The organism is Rheinheimera texasensis DSM 17496, from assembly GCF_000711985.1.
Classification (GTDB): domain Bacteria; phylum Pseudomonadota; class Gammaproteobacteria; order Enterobacterales; family Alteromonadaceae; genus Pararheinheimera; species Pararheinheimera texasensis.
This window is the reverse complement of the sequence record NZ_KL544005.1, coordinates 1,142,668-1,162,373: the sequence shown is the minus strand read 5'-3', so window position 1 is coordinate 1,162,373 and position 19,706 is coordinate 1,142,668. Positions and strand designations below refer to the sequence as shown.

Below are 19,706 nucleotides of genomic sequence, written 5' to 3'. Positions count from 1 at the left end.
GTTATTCCGCCATCGGTCTGGGGCGGATAATAATAGTTGGGTCGATTTCCTGATCGCCAACCCAAATCCGGTAGTTAAATTCACAGCTGTCTTTGTTATCGCCGGGGTCAAGGTTGCGGCACAACTTTTTCAGTTTATTGACTTTTAACCGGCAGCGGCTTTTTTGCTCGTTGCCGATGTCGCATTTAAAAACTTCTTTAGTTAATTCTGGATTGCCGTCTAATTCCACCCGGCAATGCCCCGGCGGACAAGGGATATCACGGAATAGCCAAACCAGTTGCGAGCCGGTATTCTCGTCGTGCTTTTTGTTGTTTTTTACCACGCATTTTTGACTGAATTCTTTGTTTTCCACCGCGATTACACTGCCATTTCGGCTGATTTCTATGGTCTGATTTTCGCGTTCTTTGTCACACTTAGCAACAGCGGCCCAACTGCATAACAGCACACCGCTTAGCAATAACAACAATGGTATCTTCTTCATGGTTCTGTCCTTTTTGTCATGGAAAGAGGGGTCATTGACTGAGCAACGCCAGAAATTGCGGATCCGCAGCGAGGGCCCGCAGATCGGGTTCTACCGCCAGTAACTTTGCCGGGAAACCCAGTCGGACTGCTTGTTTTGCTGATAGCAACGCCGCAGAATTTTCACCCTGACGCGCTTTCATTAATGCATCCAGCAGCCAGGTTTCGGCATTATTTTGTTGTTGTTGCAGTGCCTGTTTCATTTGCTTTTGGCTATTGGCACTGTCGCCGGACGCACTTAAATAATGCGCTTTCAGCGCCAGCTCACGGGCTGTCAGTGTTGGCTTCTGCTCTAGGGCCCGCAGTGCCAGCTGATAATGCAGTCTGGCTTCACTGGGCTGTTGGTTCTGCCGGTAAGCATCGGCAATATTGCCGTGAAATTCATATTCATCAGGACTGGTTTTTAGAGCCTGCTGATACAGCGCTATTGCATCCTGCAAGCGGCCAAGATAGTAGTAAACGGTAGCCAGGTTGGCCTGAATAAAAGGTTCGGGCTGGATTTGCAGTGCTGCTTGATAGGTGTCGGCCGCGGCCTGCAACTGGCCGCTGTATAAATAAGCGGAGCCAAGATTAGTCAATGCTACAGCATTCTCAGGGGCAAGCAGGACGACTTTTTTAAAATTGGCCACAGCAGCCTGTAGCTGTCCTTGTTCCAGCTGAAAGACAGCCATAAGCTGGATTGCCGGCCAATAGTCAGGTTGTAAAGAGACAGCACGCTTCAGTACCAGTTCTGCTTCCAGTGGCTGATTATCCTGCAGATATAAACGTGACAGCAACGCATAAGCCTGGCCAGATTTAGGGTTAGTTGTTAATGCCTGTAGCAAGGCTTTGGCGGCGGTTTGTTTGTCTTGCTGTAATGCCAGCCAGCGGCCATAGGCCAGCCAGTCATCACTGTCTGCCGCGCCTTCTATCAGTTTCTGGCAATAAGGTGCTGCATCCGTCAGTTGCGAGTGATCTCCTCGCCATTCAAACAAGTGGAGCATAGCGTTACACAATGCTTGCCGCCCAGCCCGGAATTCCGGTAACGCTGTGACGACATGCCGGAGTTGGTCTCTGCTTTGCTGCAGTAATCGGGGATTCTGGCTTTGCTCACCTTGTTGCAGCCATTGACGTGCTTGCAGATATTGCTGATAAAAACTGTCTGGGACATCGATATCTGTCGGCGGCGTATTCAGCGCAGCCACACCAGTGATTTGACTGAACAATTGGATTAGTTGTTGTTGTACTTGACGTAACGTCTGTTGTTGCTGTTGTCCGGACCACTGAATTCCCCATTGTTGCTTGGCTGGTGTCGCTGGCCGCTCGAGTGTGAAGTGCAATTCGGCGGGTTTCGGGAAGACCCGCATAACCAGATTCACCCGCAACCTATAATCGGTCGACACCGATCCATCTTCTGGTGCCAGATATAAGCCAGGAATACGCTGAATCGCCTGTTCTATGGCCAGTTGCAGGCCAAAACGAAATTCTGCGGGCAGTTGGTTATCGTTAATCGCAGTCAGGTCTGCCGTTACATACTGACTGCTGCGTTGCGTTGTAGCGGGCAAAGCTGCAGGGGCCAGTGGCGGATCCTGGAGATATACGGTTGTCGTCGCCACGCCTAAGAGAGTAATAAATACCAGCGCCGTCATACGCCAGTGCTTTTGAGTATTGTTGGGCAGCAGGTCTGTCGATGATGATCCAAAGGGTAATTCCAGCAACGGGTCTTGCTGGACTTTATACAGATGTAGCGGGTGGTCAAAGCCGTCCAGCTGAAATTGCCCGGCGCTTTGTACATGAACTTCGGTCTTGTTCATCGCCAGAAACACCGCTTCAGACAGATAAATTTCACCCGGCGGCGTCACGGCTTCGATGCGGGATGCCAGATTGACGGCTTCGCCAAAAATGTCGTGACGGGCGGTGCGGACTTCCCCCAAATGGGCGGCGATGCGGATCACAATCGGCTGTTCGTCAGGATATTGCTGGTGATGCAGCGCCAGCCGGTCCTGCATGCGGCAGGCGCATAACATGGCGTCTGTGGGTGAGCGGAAGGTGAGTAATAACGCATCGCCAATTGATTTCACCAGCTGGCCGGAGAATTTTTTAATCTGCGGTTTTAGCAGGCTTTCAAAATTTTGCAGCAAAGAGGCGTTTTGCCGGCGCGACTGGCGATTGGTGGTGGCGGTGAAGCCAGCGATATCTACGAACAGGATCGTCAGATTTTCAGTATGCACCGTCGGGTTTTCCTGCGCTTGGCCCCGGGTTCCGACAGCTTCACAGACCCTGATGTATTTGCGTGTTACCGATCGAGCATAGTCAGGAAGTTATTGTTTTACCCAATAAATTTAGACTTTTCCCTGTTATAGGGTGTTAGGTGTGTGAACTGTGAACGAAGCTTGATAAAAATGAATGGAAGATGCTGAAAACTTGCTGAAAACAGAAGAAAAACAGCGATGTACTGCGAATGTACATCGCTGTCTGCAGCCAGTTAGCCTAACCAGGGCTGGGCCGCGCGGCGGCGCGCTTCATACTGGTCAATCTGCGGGCTGAAGGTTTCGCTGGCACCGATAAAATCCAGGCCGCTGAGCAGGCGCTGTTTAATATCCGCATCAATGCTAAAGCCAATAGCGGCATTATTACCCAATAAGATTTCCTGATTGGCCAAATCGATGTGCCACTGCTGTGGCCCTTGTTTACAGCGGTTAAACAGAAAATCTATGTTGGCAGCGCTGAGGCTAATCAGCAACATGCCGTTGTTGATGCTGTTATTAAAGAAAATATCAGCAAAACTTTCGGCGATGACGACGTTAAAACCATATTGCTGAATGGCCCAGGGCGCGTGTTCGCGGCTGGAACCACAGCCAAAATTGGCGCGGGTCAGCAGCACAGATGCACCTTGATACTGCGGTTCGTTCAGCACAAACTCCGGGTTCGCACTACCATCGGCCAGATAACGCCAGTCAAAAAACAGCGCTTCAGCAAAGCCGTCACGGCTGACCGAGGTCAGAAACTGCTTCGGGATGATTTGGTCGGTATCAACGTTATTTTTGTCCAGCGGGCACACCAGGCCCTTGGCGAAGATCTCACTCATGCGCTTGCTCCGGTTAAAGTGGCCACATCAACAAATTTGCCGTGAATAGCAGCAGCGGCGGCCATCGCCGGGCTGACTAAATGGGTGCGGCTGCCGCGGCCTTGCCGGCCTTCAAAATTACGGTTTGAGGTGGACGCGCAGCGCTGACCGGCATCGACGCGGTCGTCATTCATGCCGAGGCACATCGAACAGCCCGGTTCACGCCATTCAAAACCAGCAGCTTTGAAAGTGTCGGCTAAGCCTTCTGCTTCCGCCTGACGTTTGACCTGACCAGAACCAGGCACAACTAAAGCGCGTACGCCGGCGGCGACGGTTTTACCGGCGACCACAGCAGCAGCAGCGCGTAAATCTTCAATCCGGCTGTTGGTGCAGGAACCGATAAACACCACATCGACGCTAACATCGGTCAGTTTCTGGCCGGCTTCCAAGCCCATGTATGTCAACGCGCGGCGGGCGGCGTCGGCTTTAATCAGGTCAGTAAAAGATTCTGGCGCCGGCACCGGCTGGTCAATCGCTATCACTTGCTCTGGATTGGTACCCCAGGTCACTTGTGGTTTGATTTGGCTGCCGTCAATGCAGACGACTTTGTCGAACTGCGCGTCGGCGTCTGAATACAGGCTTTGCCAGTAGGCGACAGCGGCATCCCAATGCTCGGCTTTGGGCGCAAAACGGCGGCCTTCCAGATACGCAAAAGTGGTGGCATCCGGCGCAATCAGACCTGCTTTGGCGCCCATTTCGATGCTCATGTTACACAGCGTCATCCGGCCTTCCATCGTCATGCCTTTGATGGCATCACCACAGAATTCCGCGACATAACCGTTACCACCGGCCGTGCCCAAAGCGCCAATCACTGCCAGAATCACGTCTTTTGGCGTAACAAAAGGCGACAGCGTGCCGGTCACTTCTACTTTCAGCGTTTTTGCCACTTGCTGCGGCAGTGTTTGTGTCGCCAGCACGTGCTCAACTTCGGACGTGCCGATACCAAAAGCGATGGCACCAAAAGCACCGTGCGTGGAAGTGTGTGAATCGCCACAGACGATGATCATGCCGGGCTGTGTTAAACCGAGCTCAGGGCCAATCACGTGCACAATGCCCTGATCCGGGTGATACAAGTCCAGCAGCTCAATACCGCTTTCGGCACAGTTGGCAGCCAAGGCCTCCAGCTGCTTACGCGAAGTCTCGCCAGCAGCGTCGTAGCTGCGTACTTGTGTTGAGGTGTTGTGGTCCATAGTGGCGAAAGTTAAATCCGGCCGGCGCACTTTGCGCCCGGCCTGACGCAGCCCGGCAAACGCCTGCGGGCTGGTCACTTCGTGAATGAGGTGGCGGTCGACAAACAACAAATCTGTGCTGCCGTTTAAGGCGCCGACCACGTGGCTCTGGTAAATCTTCTGATATAAAGTCTGGCCCATGGTGGACTCCTTAAGCTGCCTGAATAAAACGCACGATGGCGTTGCCGATATCCGCGGTGTTGTAGCCGGACTCTGCGTTGATATCGCGGGTGACAATGCCTTGTTCCAGGCTCTGTTCCACTGCGGCTTCAATCGCGCGCGCGGCGGCTTCTTCGCCACAGCTAAAGCGCAGCAACAACGCCGCACTTAAAATCTGCGCCACCGGGTTGGCAATGCCCTTGCCTGCGATATCCGGCGCGCTGCCACCGGCCGGTTCATATAAACCAAAGTTAGAACCGTTTAAGCTGGCGGACGGTAACAAGCCTAACGAACCTGCAATGGCGGCTAATTCATCGGATAAAATGTCGCCAAACAGGTTGTCGCACAGCAGCACGTCAAACTGCTGCGGCGAACGGATCAGCTGCATTGCGGCGTTATCGATATACATATGATCCAGCGCCACTTGCGGATAGTCTTTGGCGATGCGGCTGACTACTTCACGCCATAACACGCTGGTCGCCAGCACGTTGGCTTTATCAATGGATGTCACTTTGTTGCTGCGTTTGGCCGCGGCTTCAAAAGCGACGCGGGCGATACGTTCAATTTCGGCCACGCTGTAAGTCTGGGTGTCAAAAGCGGCCGTCTCAGTGCGGCCTTTTTCGCCAAAATAAATACCGCCGGTCAGTTCGCGTACACACAGAATGTCCATGCCTTTCGAGCTGGTGCGTGGGTGAATTGGCGATAAGTCAGCAAAAGCCGGGTAAATCTTGCCAGGGCGTAAGTTACAGAACAGGTCAAAAGTTTTGCGCAGTGGCAATAACGACGCGCGCTCTGGCTGTTGCGCCGGCGGCAGGCTGGTCCATTTTGGCCCGCCGACTGAGCCGAATAAAATCGCATCACTTTGTTTGCACAAATCTAAAGTGGCGGCCGGCAGTGCTTCGCCGTGTGCGTCAATGGCGGCGCCACCGACTAAGGCACTTTGCGTTTTAATGGCAAAACCAAACTTCTCACTGACCGCATCCAGCACTTTTAATGCTTCTGCCATCACTTCCGGCCCGATGCCGTCGCCGGCTAATACTGCAATGTTGTAAGTCTTCATCATCTGTCTCGGAAAAAGTTAAAGCGAATTATTTTTCGATGGCGCTGTCGGCGTTTTTACGCGCCAGCTTCACCGCATCAATGCGTTTGCTGCGTTCAATCAGGTTCAGTACATGCACATAAGCCAGCACGGATGAGCGCACGATGTCGGTGGCCAGGCCTGCGCCGTGATAACGCCGGCCCTGATATTCGATGATGATGTCGACCTGGCCCAGCGCGTTTTCACCTTCGCCTTTGGCCTGCAGGTTGTAATCGACCATCTTGGCATCTTCCAGTTTGGCGATGCGGTGGATCGCCTGAAAGGCTGCTTCGACCGGACCGTTACCGGTGGCTGCTTCTGTATAAGTTTCATCGCCGACCGTTAAACCGACAGTGGCGCTGGCGACATGGCCGGTGTGGGTGCTGGAACTTAAAAACGCCAGTTTGTAGCGCTCGTCGTCATCTTTTAAGTTTTCGAAAAACACCAGCGCTTCCAAGTCGTAATCAAACACCCGGCCTTTTTGGTCGGCCAGCGTTAAAAACGCCTGATAGACCTGGTCTAAATCATAATCTTCTTTGCTGTAACCCATTTCGGTTAAGCGGTGCGCGATGACAGCGCGGCCAGAGCGTGAAGTCAGGTTCAGTTCGTTGGTGCGGATGCCAACTTGCTCCGGCGACATGATTTCATAAGTATTTTGCGCTTTTAACACGCCGTCCTGGTGAATACCGGAGCTGTGCGCAAAAGCGTTTTCGCCGACAATGGCTTTGTTCGGCTGAATTGGCATGTGGCAAATCTGGCTGACCAAGTGGCTGGACCGGTAAATTTCTGTGCTTTTGATATCGGTATAAAACGGCAGATAGTCGCCGCGGGTTTTGATGATCATCGCCACCTCTTCCAGCGAACAGTTGCCGGCGCGCTCGCCGATGCCGTTCACGGTGCACTCAATCTGGCGCGCGCCAGCCTGAATGGCGCTGATGCTGTTGGCGACCGCTAAACCTAAATCGTTGTGACAATGCACCGAAATCCGTGCCTGATCGATATTCGGCACTTTGTGCATCAGCTGGCTGATGATCTGGCCAAATTCGTTCGGGATGGTGTAGCCGACAGTATCAGGAATATTGATGGTAGTGGCGCCGGCTTTAATCGCGGCTTCAACAATGCGGCATAAATCATCAATCGGCGTGCGACCGGCATCTTCACAGGAGAATTCGACATCGTCGGTATAACGGCGCGCATGCTGAATACAGGCGACGGCTTGCTCAGTGGCTTGCTCTAAAGTCTTGCGTAATTTGTATTGCAGGTGCAGTGGGGAAGTAGCAATAAAGGTGTGGATTCGACGGCGTTCGGCAGCTTTTAACGCCTCGCCGCAGGCGTCGATGTCGGCGAACACCGCGCGCGACAGGCCACAAATCACCGGGCCTTTCACGCTTTGGGCAATCGCCTGCACTGAAGCGAAATCGCCCGGCGAAGACACCGGAAAGCCCACTTCCATCACGTCGACATTTAAGCGCGCAATGGCATGGGCCAGCTGGATTTTTTGTTTATGGCTTAAGCTGGCCCGTAATGCCTGCTCGCCGTCACGCAAAGTGGTATCAAAAATCCAGATTTTATTGTTTTCGTGTTGGGCGCTGCTCATATCCTGTTCCTCTTGCTGAAATTTTCACCCATCAGACCTTGAGGTAACAAAAAACCCCGGCCTGTGGCTCGGGGTTTGTTTGCTGGATCCGTATTTACACTACGACCAATGCACAACACCCCGAGGTCCGATTAGGAGCACGAGGAGGCTGAGAAGAATGGCGGTCATAGTGTTTAAGTGATTCATTGCTCTGTCTTTTTTTGGCGCTTGGCCGACATTGCCGGCACATTGTGCTGCAGATACGCGACTGAACAAAGCTGCAGCGTTTTTAGTAATATCACGACAAAAAGCCGAATGCAACAGTATAGATGGCTAAATGGATACGACTTTAGGCTGATGAATTATTAAGCTGTTGGTTTTTATATAGATTTCTGGATGGCTAAATTTGAGATCGGAGCAGTGGTTTTCAGCTTCATCAGCTTGGTGTGATGGCGAAAAAAAGCACAACTACAGCAAAAATTTGGCCCACATCGCAAAAAGCACATGACAGTTAGATAAAAGCCAGCGTAAAATCGCCGCCGTTCTGCCAAGTGCGCCTGCACATGCGACTCTGCCCGGGTGGTGAAATCGGTAGACACAAGGGATTTAAAATCCCTCGCTCGAAAGGGCGTGCCGGTTCAAGTCCGGCCCCGGGCACCACTTCCCTGTAATTTTTCTGATCTTTCCAGCCCTTTTCAACAGTAAGAAAGCTGAATCAACATCACAATGCCGTGTTTTATGGCCGCTGTTTTGTATTCTTCCTACAGCGCCGGTTGTATCGTCAGCAGTTCCTGCGCCGGCTGTGGCAACAAGCCCACGGCCTGATTACGGCCCTGTGTTTTCGCGCGATACAGCGATTCATCAATCTGGTTCAGTGTACTCTCCAGCGCCTGAATATCACTGAGAGTGATCAGCGAAAAACCGGCCGAAATCGTTACTGTTAGTTGGGTATGCGCCAATTGCACCGGCGTGCTGGCAACTTCGCTCAGCAAACGTTGCACCAGTGCCGCCGCGTTCGTGCTGTCCGTTGGTTTTTCGATAAAAATCAGAAACTCCTCACCGCCCCAGCGGATGATTCGGTCGATGTCACGCAGCTTGCCGGCCAGGCGTTTACTGACGATTTCCAGCACCTGATCACCGGCATGGTGACCATAAGTGTCATTGACCTTTTTAAAGTGATCGATATCGATCAGCAGCAGCAGGGCTTCGCCGCCTTGCGCCAGTTTTTGCTGGATAAACTGATTAAAGTAACGCCGGTTAAACACTTTTGTCAGTGGGTCATGCGTGCTTTCGTAGTCGAGTTCCTCATTTTTCGCTGCCAGCGCCTGATTGGCCTGACGCAGCCGCACATAAGCCCAGAGAATGGTCAGAGCCAATAGCATCAGCGACGCCACAATCAGCTGAAAGCTGCGTTGCTCAAATTCCTTGCGGGCCAGTTCAGCCGTGACTTGCTGATGGGCCTGGCGCGATTCCAGTAACGCCTGTTGCTGACGGGCAACTTCGAGCTGAGCATTTTGCAGCGTGGCATCGCGCAGCCGGCGCTGTTCATTGAGTTGGTCGCGTAGCTGTTTACTTTGCTGGCTGGCCTGATAGGCCTCGGCAAAATAACCTTTTTGCGCCAGCAAATCGGCCCATTGCTCCAGCGTGGGAACCAGATATACCAACCATTCGTTTTGCTCAAACCATTGTTGTGCTTCAGTAAAAAGTGGGGCTGCCGCCTGATATTGATCGTTGCTCAGCAGTGCTATCGCCCGCAAAGTTGCGGCCTGAGCGAAGGAGTAAGGATCTTGAGTTTTGTCCAGCCGTTGCAGTAGTTGGGCGGTCAGTTGCAGATTTTCGGCATGACGCCGGGTTGCCTGATAAATTGCCGAGATATTCAGCGCTGCAGTGATATAGACCTGCTCATTGTCTGGTCCTGCCTGATAAAGCAGCTGCTGATAGGCGGCCAGCGCTTCGTCATAGTGTTTGGCCTGCTTCAGTACAAAAGCCTGCCGCAGTTGTAAAGTTTCGCGATTCAGCGGGTCTTTGGCCTGTGCCAAGCCCTGTTGTACTGTTGCCAGCGCCTGCTGATACTGGCCCAAATCACTTTGCAACAGGGCCAGCAAGCCCAGACTTTCGCTGACCCATTCGGACAAGTCGTTTTGTCTGGCGATTGAAAGCGAGCGCTCGATGGCTTGCAACGCTTCATCAACAAAACCGGCATCCATCGCGGCATTGGCAAAATCGAAAGACAGCCACATCTGCATCAAAGGGCCGTCGCTTGCGTTCAGCCCATAGTACGCGGTGTTTTCCAGCTGCAGGATTTGATTCGAGCTGGCGTCCAGCATGGCATGATATTGCTGGCATTTAGTCAGGGCAGCAGCGCCGGTCGCCCTGTCTGTATCACTCTGATGTAATTTGCTCAGATGTTGTAACAAAGCGGGTTGCGGCTGTTGCGATTGCCGCACGGCCAGCCGGCACTGATGCATCAGCAATAACGCTTGGTCGGCCGGTTCAGTAACGTCTGTTGCCAGCGCTTGTAACAAAGTGAGCGGATTTTCCGCTGAAGAATTTTGGACTATCTGCCAGATGCGCTGTTCAAATGCGCTGAATTTCAGCCCGGCATTATTTTCGGCAGCAGTCTGGGTACTGATTCCCAAGACTAAAACAGCCAATGCGTTTTTAACTTTGGTGGATACAACCATTCAACCTCCGGTTTTGCAGGGTTGTAAACTCAAAGCCTAGGCCAGTCGCGGGTCTATCGCCAGATCAGGAACAACTGATTGGCTGAAAAACCAACGGTTGCACAATCTGCATAACACCCCAAATGCGACTGGGATGCAGTCAAATCAACATCCAGGTGCCGATTTTGCTAAACTAGCTGCAGTCGTAAGCTGCTCAGGGACTCACTATGCCGTTTTATTCCGCTGATTTTATTAAAGAAATGCCTAAGTCTGATTTACACCTGCATCTGGATGGCAGTTTGCGGCTGGAGTCTTTGATTGAAATGGCACAGCGCAGCAAGCTGGTGCTGCCGTCTAACACGGTTGAAGGCATGAAAGAGCTGGTGTTTAAAGAGCGCTACAACAACTTAGGCGAATACCTGCATGGCTTTCAGTACACTTGCGGTGTACTGCGCGACCTGGAAAATCTGGAGCAAGCGGCTTATGAGCTGGCGCTGGATAATCAGGCTGAAGGCGTCAATTACATCGAAGTGCGGTTTGCGCCGCAGCTATTGATGGACCCGGCGGTAGGCATCGATTTCGACCGCATTATGCATACTGTCAACAACGGCTTAAAGCGAGCCATGCATGAATACAATGCGCATGATCAGGTCCAGCTCGGTCATCGACCGCCATTTGCTTATGGCATTATTAACTGTGCGATGCGGATGTTCTCCGGCAAAGGTTTTTCGCCTTATTACACCAATTTGTTCCAGCTGATGCGAGATTTTGACCCGATGCAGGTGATCAAACTGGCGGCGATGGAACTGGTGCGCGCCAGCGTGCGATTACGTGACGAAGCCGGTATTCCTATAGTCGCACTGGATTTGGCGGGGCAAGAATCCGGGTTTCCGGCGCACAATTTTAAAGAAGTTTACGAATACGCCCATCAGCATTTTTTGCTGAAGACTTTGCATGCCGGCGAAGCCTATGGTGCCGAATCGGTGTTCGAAGCTATCACCGAATGTTATGCCGACCGCATTGGTCATGGCTATTCGATGTTTATTCCGGAGATGATTAAAGACCCTGCCATCACCGATAAACAGAAATACATCAAAGAGTTAGCTTCATATATTGCGGACAAGCGCATCGCGATTGAAGTCTGCCTGACCTCAAACTTACAGACCAATCCGGCGATTGCCGATATCAAACAACACAAGTTTAAAGATATGCTGGAAAATCGCATCGCCACCGTGATTTGTACTGACAACCGTTTGGTGTCCAATACCACTGTGAGCCGTGAGTATCAGCTGGCGGTAGACAATTTTGATATTCCGCTGAAACGGTTAAAAGATATCGTGGCTTATGGCTTTAAAAAGAGTTTTTTCCCGGGCAGTTATGTGGAAAAACGTGAATATGCCAAGCAGTGTCTGAACTACTTCGATGTGATTTCCCGCAAATACGGTTTTATTAATTAAGCGGCCTGTGTTGACTTGCAAAAGCGCCTGCCGGCGCTTTTTTGCTTTTTCGCGTCTGGCGATGTTCAGGCGGATTTACCGCAACCGGGGCTGCAGACCAGGCTCAGTTGAAATTTGTGTGGTTTGATATCTCCTTAAGTTGTTGAATATAAATTATTTTATTGATTTTTCCTGTGTGCAGCAAAAACTGTCGCAAAAAAGATACATGTTAAGTTATTGATTTATATATATAAAATATGTGTCTGCTTTTTGCTGTCGCTATTTAGCAACAGATCCTTTGATCCTGCAAACGTCCATCTTGATATTTTAGTGCCTGCGAACTAATAAAATTCAATATAAACAGTGACTTGAAATTTTATCTGTAAGTTGGCACACCAGCTGCATATAGGTTATCAAGCAGGTAAATAACGAAAGTGATACAGCGAGTTCCACTTCCGTTTTTTACCTGAAACCCAAGGTAATCACAGTATGTAGTCCGGCAAAGTCCGGTGATGTAGAGAGGTGTAAGATGGACACATTTTTAATCGCAGCAGCAGCTTTCTTCGTGGTTAATGCTTTTGTGTTTGTAACTTATCTGCGCAAGATCGACCTGAACGGTGAAGCAGTGCGCAAACTGGAAAAAGCCCAGTTTACTGATGCTTACAACCGTCAAGCCGCAAAAGTTCGTAAAGCCCGCGCTGCTGGTGTAGCAGCAAACGCATAAGCGCAAATAAATTTGAAAAAGAACCGGTCAGTTGGCCGGTTTTTTTTCGTCTGCAATTTGTACTGGCAAATGCCCGGTTGTCTGAGAACTCTTTGTCTGGCAATACAGACTGCTGCTTTGCTGATGTGATAAGCTGATAAAAATATGTAAATAAACATGGAGGTTTCGATGCGTCTGCAAGGACTGCGCTGGTTTTACCATGCCGGCTTTTTATTCTTCAGTGCCATCGGCTTAGCCGGTTGCGGCGGTGGCGGTTCAGACAGCACAGGTACACCACAACCCACACCACAAAATGCCGCGCCGGTGCCCGGCAGCAATACCTTTCAGTTAAACGAAGACAGCAGCCTGCAGGGCCAGCTCAGTGCCACTGACGCGGACAATGATGCGCTCAGTTATCAGCTGAGCAGTCAAAGTCAGGCACAAGGTGTGGTGGGTATGCAAACTGACGGGCGTTTTACTTATCAGCCCACCGCAGATTTTGCTGGTGAAGCCAGTTTTACCTTCACCGTCAGTGACGGGAAAAATCCGCCGGTGGCCGGCAATGCCAAACTGACAGTACAAAATATCAATGACCTGCCGCAGGTCGCGCTACAACAATTTGATGGGGTAGAAGACACAGCTGCTACCTTTCAGCTCAAAGCGACGGATGCCGATCAGGATCCACTCACCTTTACCCTACAAAGTGTTAATCCGGTCAATGCCGGTGTGGTGGTCAATCCGGCCGGCAGCATCAGTCTGAAACCAGCGGCAAATCTCAATGGCAAAATCGCGCTGCAGTTACAGGTCACCGACGGGAAGTCTGCAGCAGTGGGGTTTAACGCCGAGATCACGCTGGCTGCCGTCAATGATGCCCCGACGCTGACCGTCACACCTTTGCCTGTGTTGTTGGATGCAGGCCAGAGTTATGCTCTGAACTTCAGCGCTGAAGATGTCGATGGCGATATGGTGACAGTGAGTAATGCACAGCCGCAGCTGTTCCGGCTGGACCGCAGCCAGACCAATACGTCATTACAAGTTTTAGCCCGTACTGAGGCTTTGGAAACCGAACTTCTGCTGCAGGCCACAGATCCACAAGGTGCTACAGCGCAATACAAACAAAAAGTCTTGTTGGCGATCCAAAATAGCAATGGCATGGGGCGAACTTTGGTTGGGCCTGTGCAAAGCAACCGGCTGAATCTGGTGATTGTCGGCGATGGTTTTACTGCGACAGAACAGCAGAAATTACGCGATGCTGCAGTCAAATTCAGCCAGGTGTTTTTCAACAGCAAAGAAATTGGTACCCATCGCGATGGCTGGAGCCTGCATGTGCTGGATGCGGTCTCCGCGCAAAGCGGTGCCGACGATCCGTCGACCAACACACTGGTCGATACGCTGTTTGACGGCAATTTTGGCTGTGCCGGCATCGACCGTCTGTACTGTGTGAACAGCAGTAAAGTGTTTAATTATGTGTTCCAGCATTATCCGCAGTTTGATTTTGTACTGGTCGCCGGCAATAGCACCAAATATGGCGGTGCTGGTGGCGCCATCTCGACGTTCACCTTGCATCAGAGTGCGACCGATGTAGCTATCCATGAACTTGGCCATACCTTCGCCCGTCTGGCTGACGAATATGTTGATGATGCCAATGCACATTTGTATTTGCCAGGCTATTGCGAATCCTGTTACGCCAACATCACCCAATTGACGGATTTAACTCAGGTGAAATGGCGGCACTGGTTCAGCGATCCGGCCAAAGTGCCGACGTTGCCGGGTCAGGCCGGTGTAGGTTTGTTTGAAGGCGGGTATTACCACAGTAAAGGGTTTTACCGGCCGAAGGACAATAGTTTTATGCTCGAATTAGGTAAGCCTGTTGGTGAAATCAATGGTGAAGCCTGGGTCAACCAGCTGTATCAGACTATCGGTATGTATCACAGCCAACAGCCAGCACAACCGCAAGTGGTGCAGCTTCGGGGCCAGAGCCAACAGTTTTCGCTTGAATTGTCCGTCGGCAGTGCGCAGCAACAAGTACAGTGGTGGTTAAATGGTCAGTTGTTGCCTCAGTTTGACAATAAAACCAGCATCAGTTGCTGCCAGGACCAACAGCAAGATTATCAGCTCAAAGCTGTAGTTACGGATATCAGTGGTTTAATCAAAGCGCCAGCGCTTGTCAGCAAAGAGGTGGAATGGCATGTTCAGATCCAATAAATTCGTCGGCCTGTTCACAGTTGCCGTGCTGGCCGCCTGCACCGCAGTACCTGGATTTGCTGCCGAGTTCTGGCTGGTGAAAGTGGCTTTTGATGCCAACGGCAGTGAAATTCAACAAGTGCAGCGGGTGCAGCTCGCGGACGGGCAACGCCGGACCACGCAACGGACGCATGCCGGCGCTGTGATGGTCAGTGTGAAAAAGACCGACGGCAAAGTGCTGCAGCAGCTATCTATTGATGATCCCAGAGTGATCCGGGTGCCGATGTTGCCTGGCTCAGCTCAGGGTCACCAGTTTGTCGTGCGGGACGAAGGCGATTTTATGCTGGTGTTGCCGGCACAACCGGATGCAGGCTTGCTAGAACTACAATGGGCCGAAACGCCAGGCCAGCCGGTGCTGCCGGATAGCCCGCAGCAACAGCTGTCTTTGCAGCAATTTGCCACTGAGCTGCAGTTAAAATAAGCCGTTGGCAGCTTGTATCGGCAAAACTCAATAATTGGCCGTGAGTTGTCGCATACAAATCCGCTATGATAGGCGCCAGAGTCCCAGACCGGCGCCTGATGCGCCTGATTGATGCGGAGCCTTCGGCATGCGAAGTCCTATCCAGCCGGCCTCATTGCGGCAGTTTATTTTATTAAGCTTTTTTCTGGCGCTGATCCCGTTAGCGGTGTTGCTGTGGCAAAGTAACAGCGCCTTATCTGACGTCAGCCGTTTTGCCGTGGCCGAAGCTGAATCTTCCGTCGACAGCGTGAAACGTGCCGAGAACATGCAAAATCTGGTGATTGATATCGAACGGGCGGTGCGCCAGTTTGGTATTTTACGCACCGATTCGTTAAGTACACTGGCCACCACCCATTTACTGAATTACCAGCAGATGCTGCAGCAGGTTTGCCTGGATTTAGACGCGCCTTTGCTGTGTCAGGCGCAGGCAGCGCAAGTCACCACCTTATTGCAGAATTTCCTGCATGCCAGTAACGAAGAACTTTCCCCCACCTTGCAGACGCTGCGCCAGCAGCAACAACAGCTGACGGAACAAATCTGGCAACGGCTGGAACAGCGTTTACAGACACAGCAGAGTTTTGTTGTTGATGCGCAGAACCAGTTGGCCTGGCAATCCGTCACGTTGGTGCTGCTGACCTTGTTGTTAGTGTTATGGGCGCAGGCGCGGATCGCCTCACCAATTAAACAGCTCGATACCATGATCCGATCCATCGGTCAGGCCAGTCACCATTTTCCGCACGAACAAGTGGTGGGGCCGCGGGAGCTGACTGAACTCGGTGAGCAATTACGTTGGCTGGCGTCGCGCTTGCAACAGCTTGAAGCTTTAAGGCTGATTCTGTTGCGCCACGCCTCGCATGAACTGAAAACGCCGCTATCCAGTATCAAAGAAGGTTGCGCTTTACTCAGCGAACAACTGGTGGGGCCGCTCAATGGCCAGCAAATGGAAGTAGTGACACTGCTCAACGGCAGTGCCGACCGGCTGAGTCAACTGACGGAACAACTGCTGGACTACAACCGCCTGTTACAACAAGCCAAGCCAGAATTCGCCTGGCACGACAGCCAGCAACTGCTCGACAGTTGTTTCGCTGATCATGCGTTGTCGTTGCAACAACGCCGGCAGTTCATCCAGCTGGACTGTCAGCTACCGCGTATCTATACCGATGCCATGTTATTTCGGCGTATTCTGGACAATCTGATCAATAATGCCCAGGCCTATGGTGGCGAGGGCAGCCCGGTGTGGGTGGTGTTAAAACCACATGAGAAATTTATGCTGCTGGACGTGGCGAATAACGGCACGCCGATCCCGGCGGAGCTCAGGGCCAAGCTGTTTGAGCCGTTTCAGCGCGGTAAAGCGCCACGCTTTGATGCGGTACAAGGCTCAGGCCTTGGCCTGTCGATCGTGTCTGACTGTGCAAGATTACTCGGTGGCATGGCCGAGATCATTGATGTGAATTATGCCGACGTGTGTATCCGTGTGCGTTTGCCTATGGTAGAGGAATAAGTATGAACAAGTGGACCCTGCTTGGGGTAACGCTGCTGGTAGCTGGTTGTCAGGGCGTGCCTGCGCCTTTGCCAGTGATTTTAAAACCCAAACCAGCACCGGAAAAAGTGGTCGAGTTGCCGAAAGAACAGCCGGCGCCGGTCAAGCCGCAACTGGCGTTACAGGATGATGCACCGACGCTTGGCGCCTGGCAGAATTTCCGCGGCGAAGTGCTGCAAATGAATGCCGCACAGCGCGACGCCGTCAGTAAGACTCTGGAAAAAACGCCGGTCGGTGAATTGCAGGGGTTGTTGCTGCGGTTGCATCCGGATACTCCTTATGCCGTGCGGTTTCGTGCCCAGAATCAGCTCAGTGAGCAGCTGAGCCGGTTACCTGCGGGCCTGGCTGCCTTACTTCGCTGGGATTACGCCTACAACCAGAAATTGCTGGAGTCTGAATCTGCAGTCAAAGCGCTCGGCCGGCTCAATGGTCAGCAGCAGGACAATCTGGAAAAATTACAAAAACAAAATGCCGATCTGCAAAAGAAAATCGAGGCGCTGACCCAAATCGAAGCCAAGCTAAACCAATCTGGCGGAGGTTGAGATGCCAACAACTCCGACCGGCAACAATGCCCGTTTATTACTGGTCGACGATGACCCGAGTTTATTGCGGCTGATGACGTTGCGCCTCGAAGGCGAGGGATATCAGGTGATCTCGGCCGATTGTGCTGAAACTGCTTTGACGTTGCTGGCCAAGCAGCCGGTTGACGTGGTGCTGAGCGACTTACGGATGCCTGGCCTTGATGGCATGGCGCTGTTTGATGAAATTGCTAAACGCAGCCCCGGTTTACCAGTAGTGCTGATGACGGCACACGGTTCTATTCCGGAAGCCGTTGCCGCCACGCAGCGCGGCGTGTTTGGCTTTCTGACCAAGCCGCTGAATAACGTTGAACTGCGCGATATTTTGCAAAAAGCTGTGCATCAATCCCATGTACCCAGCAAAGACAGCTGGCGTCAGGCCATTGTCACGCGCAGTAAAACCATGGAACAGGTGCTGGAGCAGGCGTACCGAGTCGCGCAGCGCGATGTCAGCGTGCTGATCACCGGTGCCAGCGGGACCGGTAAAGAGCTGCTGGCAAATGCCATTCACCTGGCGAGTCCACGCGCGCGCCGCGCTTTTGTCGCGATTAACTGTGGCGCTTTGCCTGAGCATCTGCTCGAATCCGAACTCTTTGGCCACGCCAAAGGCGCTTTTACCGGCGCAGTCACTGAGCATGCCGGTTTATTCCGTGAGGCCGATGGTGGCACCTTATTCCTTGATGAAATCGGTGATATGCCGCTGCCGCTGCAAGTGAAATTACTTCGCGCGCTGCAGGAGCGGCAAATCCGCCCGGTCGGCAGCGCCAAATCAATTCCGATTGATGTGCGGGTGATTTCCGCCACGCACCGCGACCTGAAGCAGGCGATGCAGGAACAAAGCTTCCGCGAAGACTTATATTACCGTCTCAATGTGGTCAATCTGCAGTTGCCGACCTTGCGGGAGCGGGCCGAAGATATTCCGCTGTTAGCCCGACATGTACTGCAGCAAAGCGCTGAGCGCCATGGCGTGCAGGTCAACCGGTTTTCCGAAGATGCGATGCAGGCTTTGGTCACAGCGCAGTGGCCCGGCAATGTGCGCCAGCTGGTCAACGTGGTCGAGCAATGTGTGGCGCTGACCAGCAACCCGGTGGTGAGTCTGGCGCTGGTTAGTCAGGCGCTGGAACAGAACCGCAGCTTCTGGCCGACACTGAGTGAAGCGCGTGACCAGTTTGAGCGGCAATATCTGGTGCGGGTGCTGAAAATGGCCGAAGGCAATGTCACCCGTGCCGCGGAGTTGGCCGGACGCAACAGAACTGATTTCCATAAGCTGCTGAAAAAGCATGAGTTAAGCGCAGCACAGGTGTCTGAGCAAGGCGACGAACCTGAATAACCTGATAGAACGAGTACAAGATGCACGACAATTTTGACACTGAACCTGAAGTTTTAAAGGCCAAGATCACCGGGGAAACCGCGCGTATTCACTGGCATGAACTGCAAAAATTTTATGCCGCCGGCGCCGTGGTTGAAGTTGTAGCTGGCCTCGATTTGGTCGAAGTCGCATACGCTTTTGCCGTCGACGATAAAGCCAAAGTCAGTGCCTGGCTGCAGGGCAATCAGGTGCGCCGGGTTGATGATGTGCTGGCCAGTACCTGGTATCAGCAAAATGCTGAATTATGGGCTGTGGTTGTTTCCCCCTGGGTGCTGGTGCAGGACAAAAGACTGCATTGATCTGGCTTTATCTGGACATACTGAATGTTACAACTGAATCTGCCAACTGTAAGCGCTGACTTAAAAGCTGAGTTTGCCGCCGATCTGAAAATCAATCTGTCAGACATTTGGACGCCGGAAAGTGCAGAGCACATTCTGCATTGCCTGCAGCGCGAAACCCCATACGACAATGCTTTTTTTGCCGGTGGCCGTTACCAGTCGCTGTTAGATCAGGAGTTACGGCAAATGCCAGCCGAACAGGTCAGGCAGTGGATGGCACAGCTGCACCAGCTGGCCGCTGAAGGCACCGGTTTTTTGTATGGCAGTCATCTGATTGGCCGGCCGCAGCGCCAGATGCAGACTCCGCCATTGCTGAGCCAGGTACATCAGTTGCTGAATAGTCCGGAGATGCTGCAGTTTGTGCGCGAGCTGACCGGAGAAAAAACGCTGATGTATGTCTCGGCACAAGCCAGTCGCTATGTGCCGGGCAACTATCTGACCCGGCATAACGATGTGGTTGAAGCCGAGGGGCGGCGTTTTGCGTATGTGATGGGTTTTACCCGGCAATGGCACCCGGACTGGGGCGGTTTGCTGCAGTTTTTTACACCGGATGGCACGCCAACACAGACCTGGGTTCCACGTTTTAACAATATGGCGTTATTTGAGGTGCATCACCCACATGCGGTAACTTACGTCACGCCATTCGCCCGCCATGTGCGCTACTCGGTGACCGGTTGGTTCAGAACCAAAGGGCCGCTATAGCTGCAC

16 protein-coding genes and 1 tRNA gene are annotated in these 19,706 nt (G+C 52.4%); 10 read left to right on the top strand and 7 right to left on the bottom strand.

Translation table 11 applies throughout. The features are described 5' to 3' along the window. Position 1: 1 nt before the first annotated feature. The 6 genes from Q399_RS0115715 to leuA all read right to left on the bottom strand — a co-directional run bounded on the left by Q399_RS0115715 (position 2) and on the right by leuA (position 7,688). Positions 2-481, bottom strand: coding sequence for a hypothetical protein (locus tag Q399_RS0115715; RefSeq protein WP_031570018.1), 480 nt, complete (start codon positions 479-481; stop codon positions 2-4). 31 nt (positions 482-512) lie between these two features. Continuing rightward, positions 513-2,729 carry an adenylate/guanylate cyclase domain-containing protein gene (locus tag Q399_RS21725; RefSeq protein WP_051686067.1) on the bottom strand — a complete coding sequence of 739 codons (2,217 nt, stop codon included), beginning with the start codon at positions 2,727-2,729 and terminating at the stop codon, positions 513-515. A gap of 254 nt (positions 2,730-2,983) precedes the next feature. After that, the gene (gene leuD / locus Q399_RS0115705; RefSeq protein ID WP_031570014.1) at positions 2,984-3,586 is read right to left on the bottom strand and encodes a 3-isopropylmalate dehydratase small subunit; all 603 of its coding nucleotides are present in this window, start codon (positions 3,584-3,586) and stop codon (positions 2,984-2,986) included. Then, positions 3,583-4,995 carry a 3-isopropylmalate dehydratase large subunit gene (gene leuC / locus Q399_RS0115700; RefSeq protein ID WP_031570012.1) on the bottom strand — a complete coding sequence of 471 codons (1,413 nt, stop codon included), beginning with the start codon at positions 4,993-4,995 and terminating at the stop codon, positions 3,583-3,585. Before leuC ends, leuD begins: the two co-directional genes overlap by 4 nt. A 10-nt stretch (positions 4,996-5,005) precedes the next feature. Further along, positions 5,006-6,076 (bottom strand): 3-isopropylmalate dehydrogenase, encoded by a 1,071-nt coding sequence (gene leuB / locus Q399_RS0115695; protein ID WP_031570011.1) that lies wholly within the window; start codon positions 6,074-6,076, stop codon positions 5,006-5,008. Positions 6,077-6,101: 25 nt separating this feature from the next. Then, positions 6,102-7,688, bottom strand: a complete 1,587-nt coding sequence (leuA, locus tag Q399_RS0115690; protein WP_031570010.1) for a 2-isopropylmalate synthase — start codon at positions 7,686-7,688, stop codon at positions 6,102-6,104. A 552-nt stretch (positions 7,689-8,240) separates the two neighbouring features. Between leuA and Q399_RS0115685 the strand changes: the two genes are divergently transcribed. Next, positions 8,241-8,327 (top strand) — tRNA-Leu (locus Q399_RS0115685). A 101-nt stretch (positions 8,328-8,428) separates the two neighbouring features. Here Q399_RS0115685 and Q399_RS0115680 read toward each other — a convergent pair. Then, positions 8,429-10,351 (bottom strand): tetratricopeptide repeat-containing diguanylate cyclase, encoded by a 1,923-nt coding sequence (locus Q399_RS0115680; RefSeq protein ID WP_031570008.1) that lies wholly within the window; start codon positions 10,349-10,351, stop codon positions 8,429-8,431. A gap of 206 nt (positions 10,352-10,557) precedes the next feature. On the opposite strand from Q399_RS0115680, the gene Q399_RS0115675 reads away from it, so the two are divergent. The 9 genes from Q399_RS0115675 (at position 10,558) to Q399_RS0115635 (ending at position 19,700) form a co-directional block, all read left to right on the top strand. Next, on the top strand, positions 10,558-11,787 hold the full coding sequence (locus Q399_RS0115675) for an adenosine deaminase family protein (protein ID WP_031570006.1): 1,230 nt from the start codon (positions 10,558-10,560) through the stop codon (positions 11,785-11,787). 508 nt (positions 11,788-12,295) lie between these two features. After that, positions 12,296-12,490, top strand: coding sequence for a hypothetical protein (locus Q399_RS0115670; RefSeq protein ID WP_031570004.1), 195 nt, complete (start codon positions 12,296-12,298; stop codon positions 12,488-12,490). Between the two features lie 168 nt (positions 12,491-12,658). After that, positions 12,659-14,674, top strand: a complete 2,016-nt coding sequence (locus tag Q399_RS0115665; RefSeq protein ID WP_031570002.1) for a M64 family metallopeptidase — start codon at positions 12,659-12,661, stop codon at positions 14,672-14,674. Next, positions 14,658-15,134: a hypothetical protein gene (locus Q399_RS0115660; protein ID WP_031570000.1), complete on the top strand. Its 477-nt coding sequence runs from the start codon at positions 14,658-14,660 to the stop codon at positions 15,132-15,134. Before Q399_RS0115665 ends, Q399_RS0115660 begins: the two co-directional genes overlap by 17 nt. A gap of 127 nt (positions 15,135-15,261) precedes the next feature. After that, the gene (locus Q399_RS0115655) at positions 15,262-16,674 is read left to right on the top strand and encodes a sensor histidine kinase (RefSeq protein ID WP_031569999.1); all 1,413 of its coding nucleotides are present in this window, start codon (positions 15,262-15,264) and stop codon (positions 16,672-16,674) included. 2 nt (positions 16,675-16,676) lie between these two features. Then, positions 16,677-17,255 carry a hypothetical protein gene (locus Q399_RS0115650; protein ID WP_031569997.1) on the top strand — a complete coding sequence of 193 codons (579 nt, stop codon included), beginning with the start codon at positions 16,677-16,679 and terminating at the stop codon, positions 17,253-17,255. A gap of 1 nt (position 17,256) precedes the next feature. Beyond that, positions 17,257-18,621 (top strand): sigma 54-interacting transcriptional regulator, encoded by a 1,365-nt coding sequence (locus Q399_RS0115645; protein WP_031569995.1) that lies wholly within the window; start codon positions 17,257-17,259, stop codon positions 18,619-18,621. Positions 18,622-18,641: 20 nt separating this feature from the next. After that, entirely contained in the window at positions 18,642-18,959 is a 318-nt protein-coding gene (locus Q399_RS0115640) for a DUF2288 domain-containing protein (protein WP_031569994.1), read from the top strand. A gap of 24 nt (positions 18,960-18,983) precedes the next feature. After that, positions 18,984-19,700, top strand: coding sequence for a 2OG-Fe(II) oxygenase family protein (locus Q399_RS0115635; protein ID WP_031569993.1), 717 nt, complete (start codon positions 18,984-18,986; stop codon positions 19,698-19,700). The last annotated feature ends 6 nt before the right edge of the window (positions 19,701-19,706 follow it).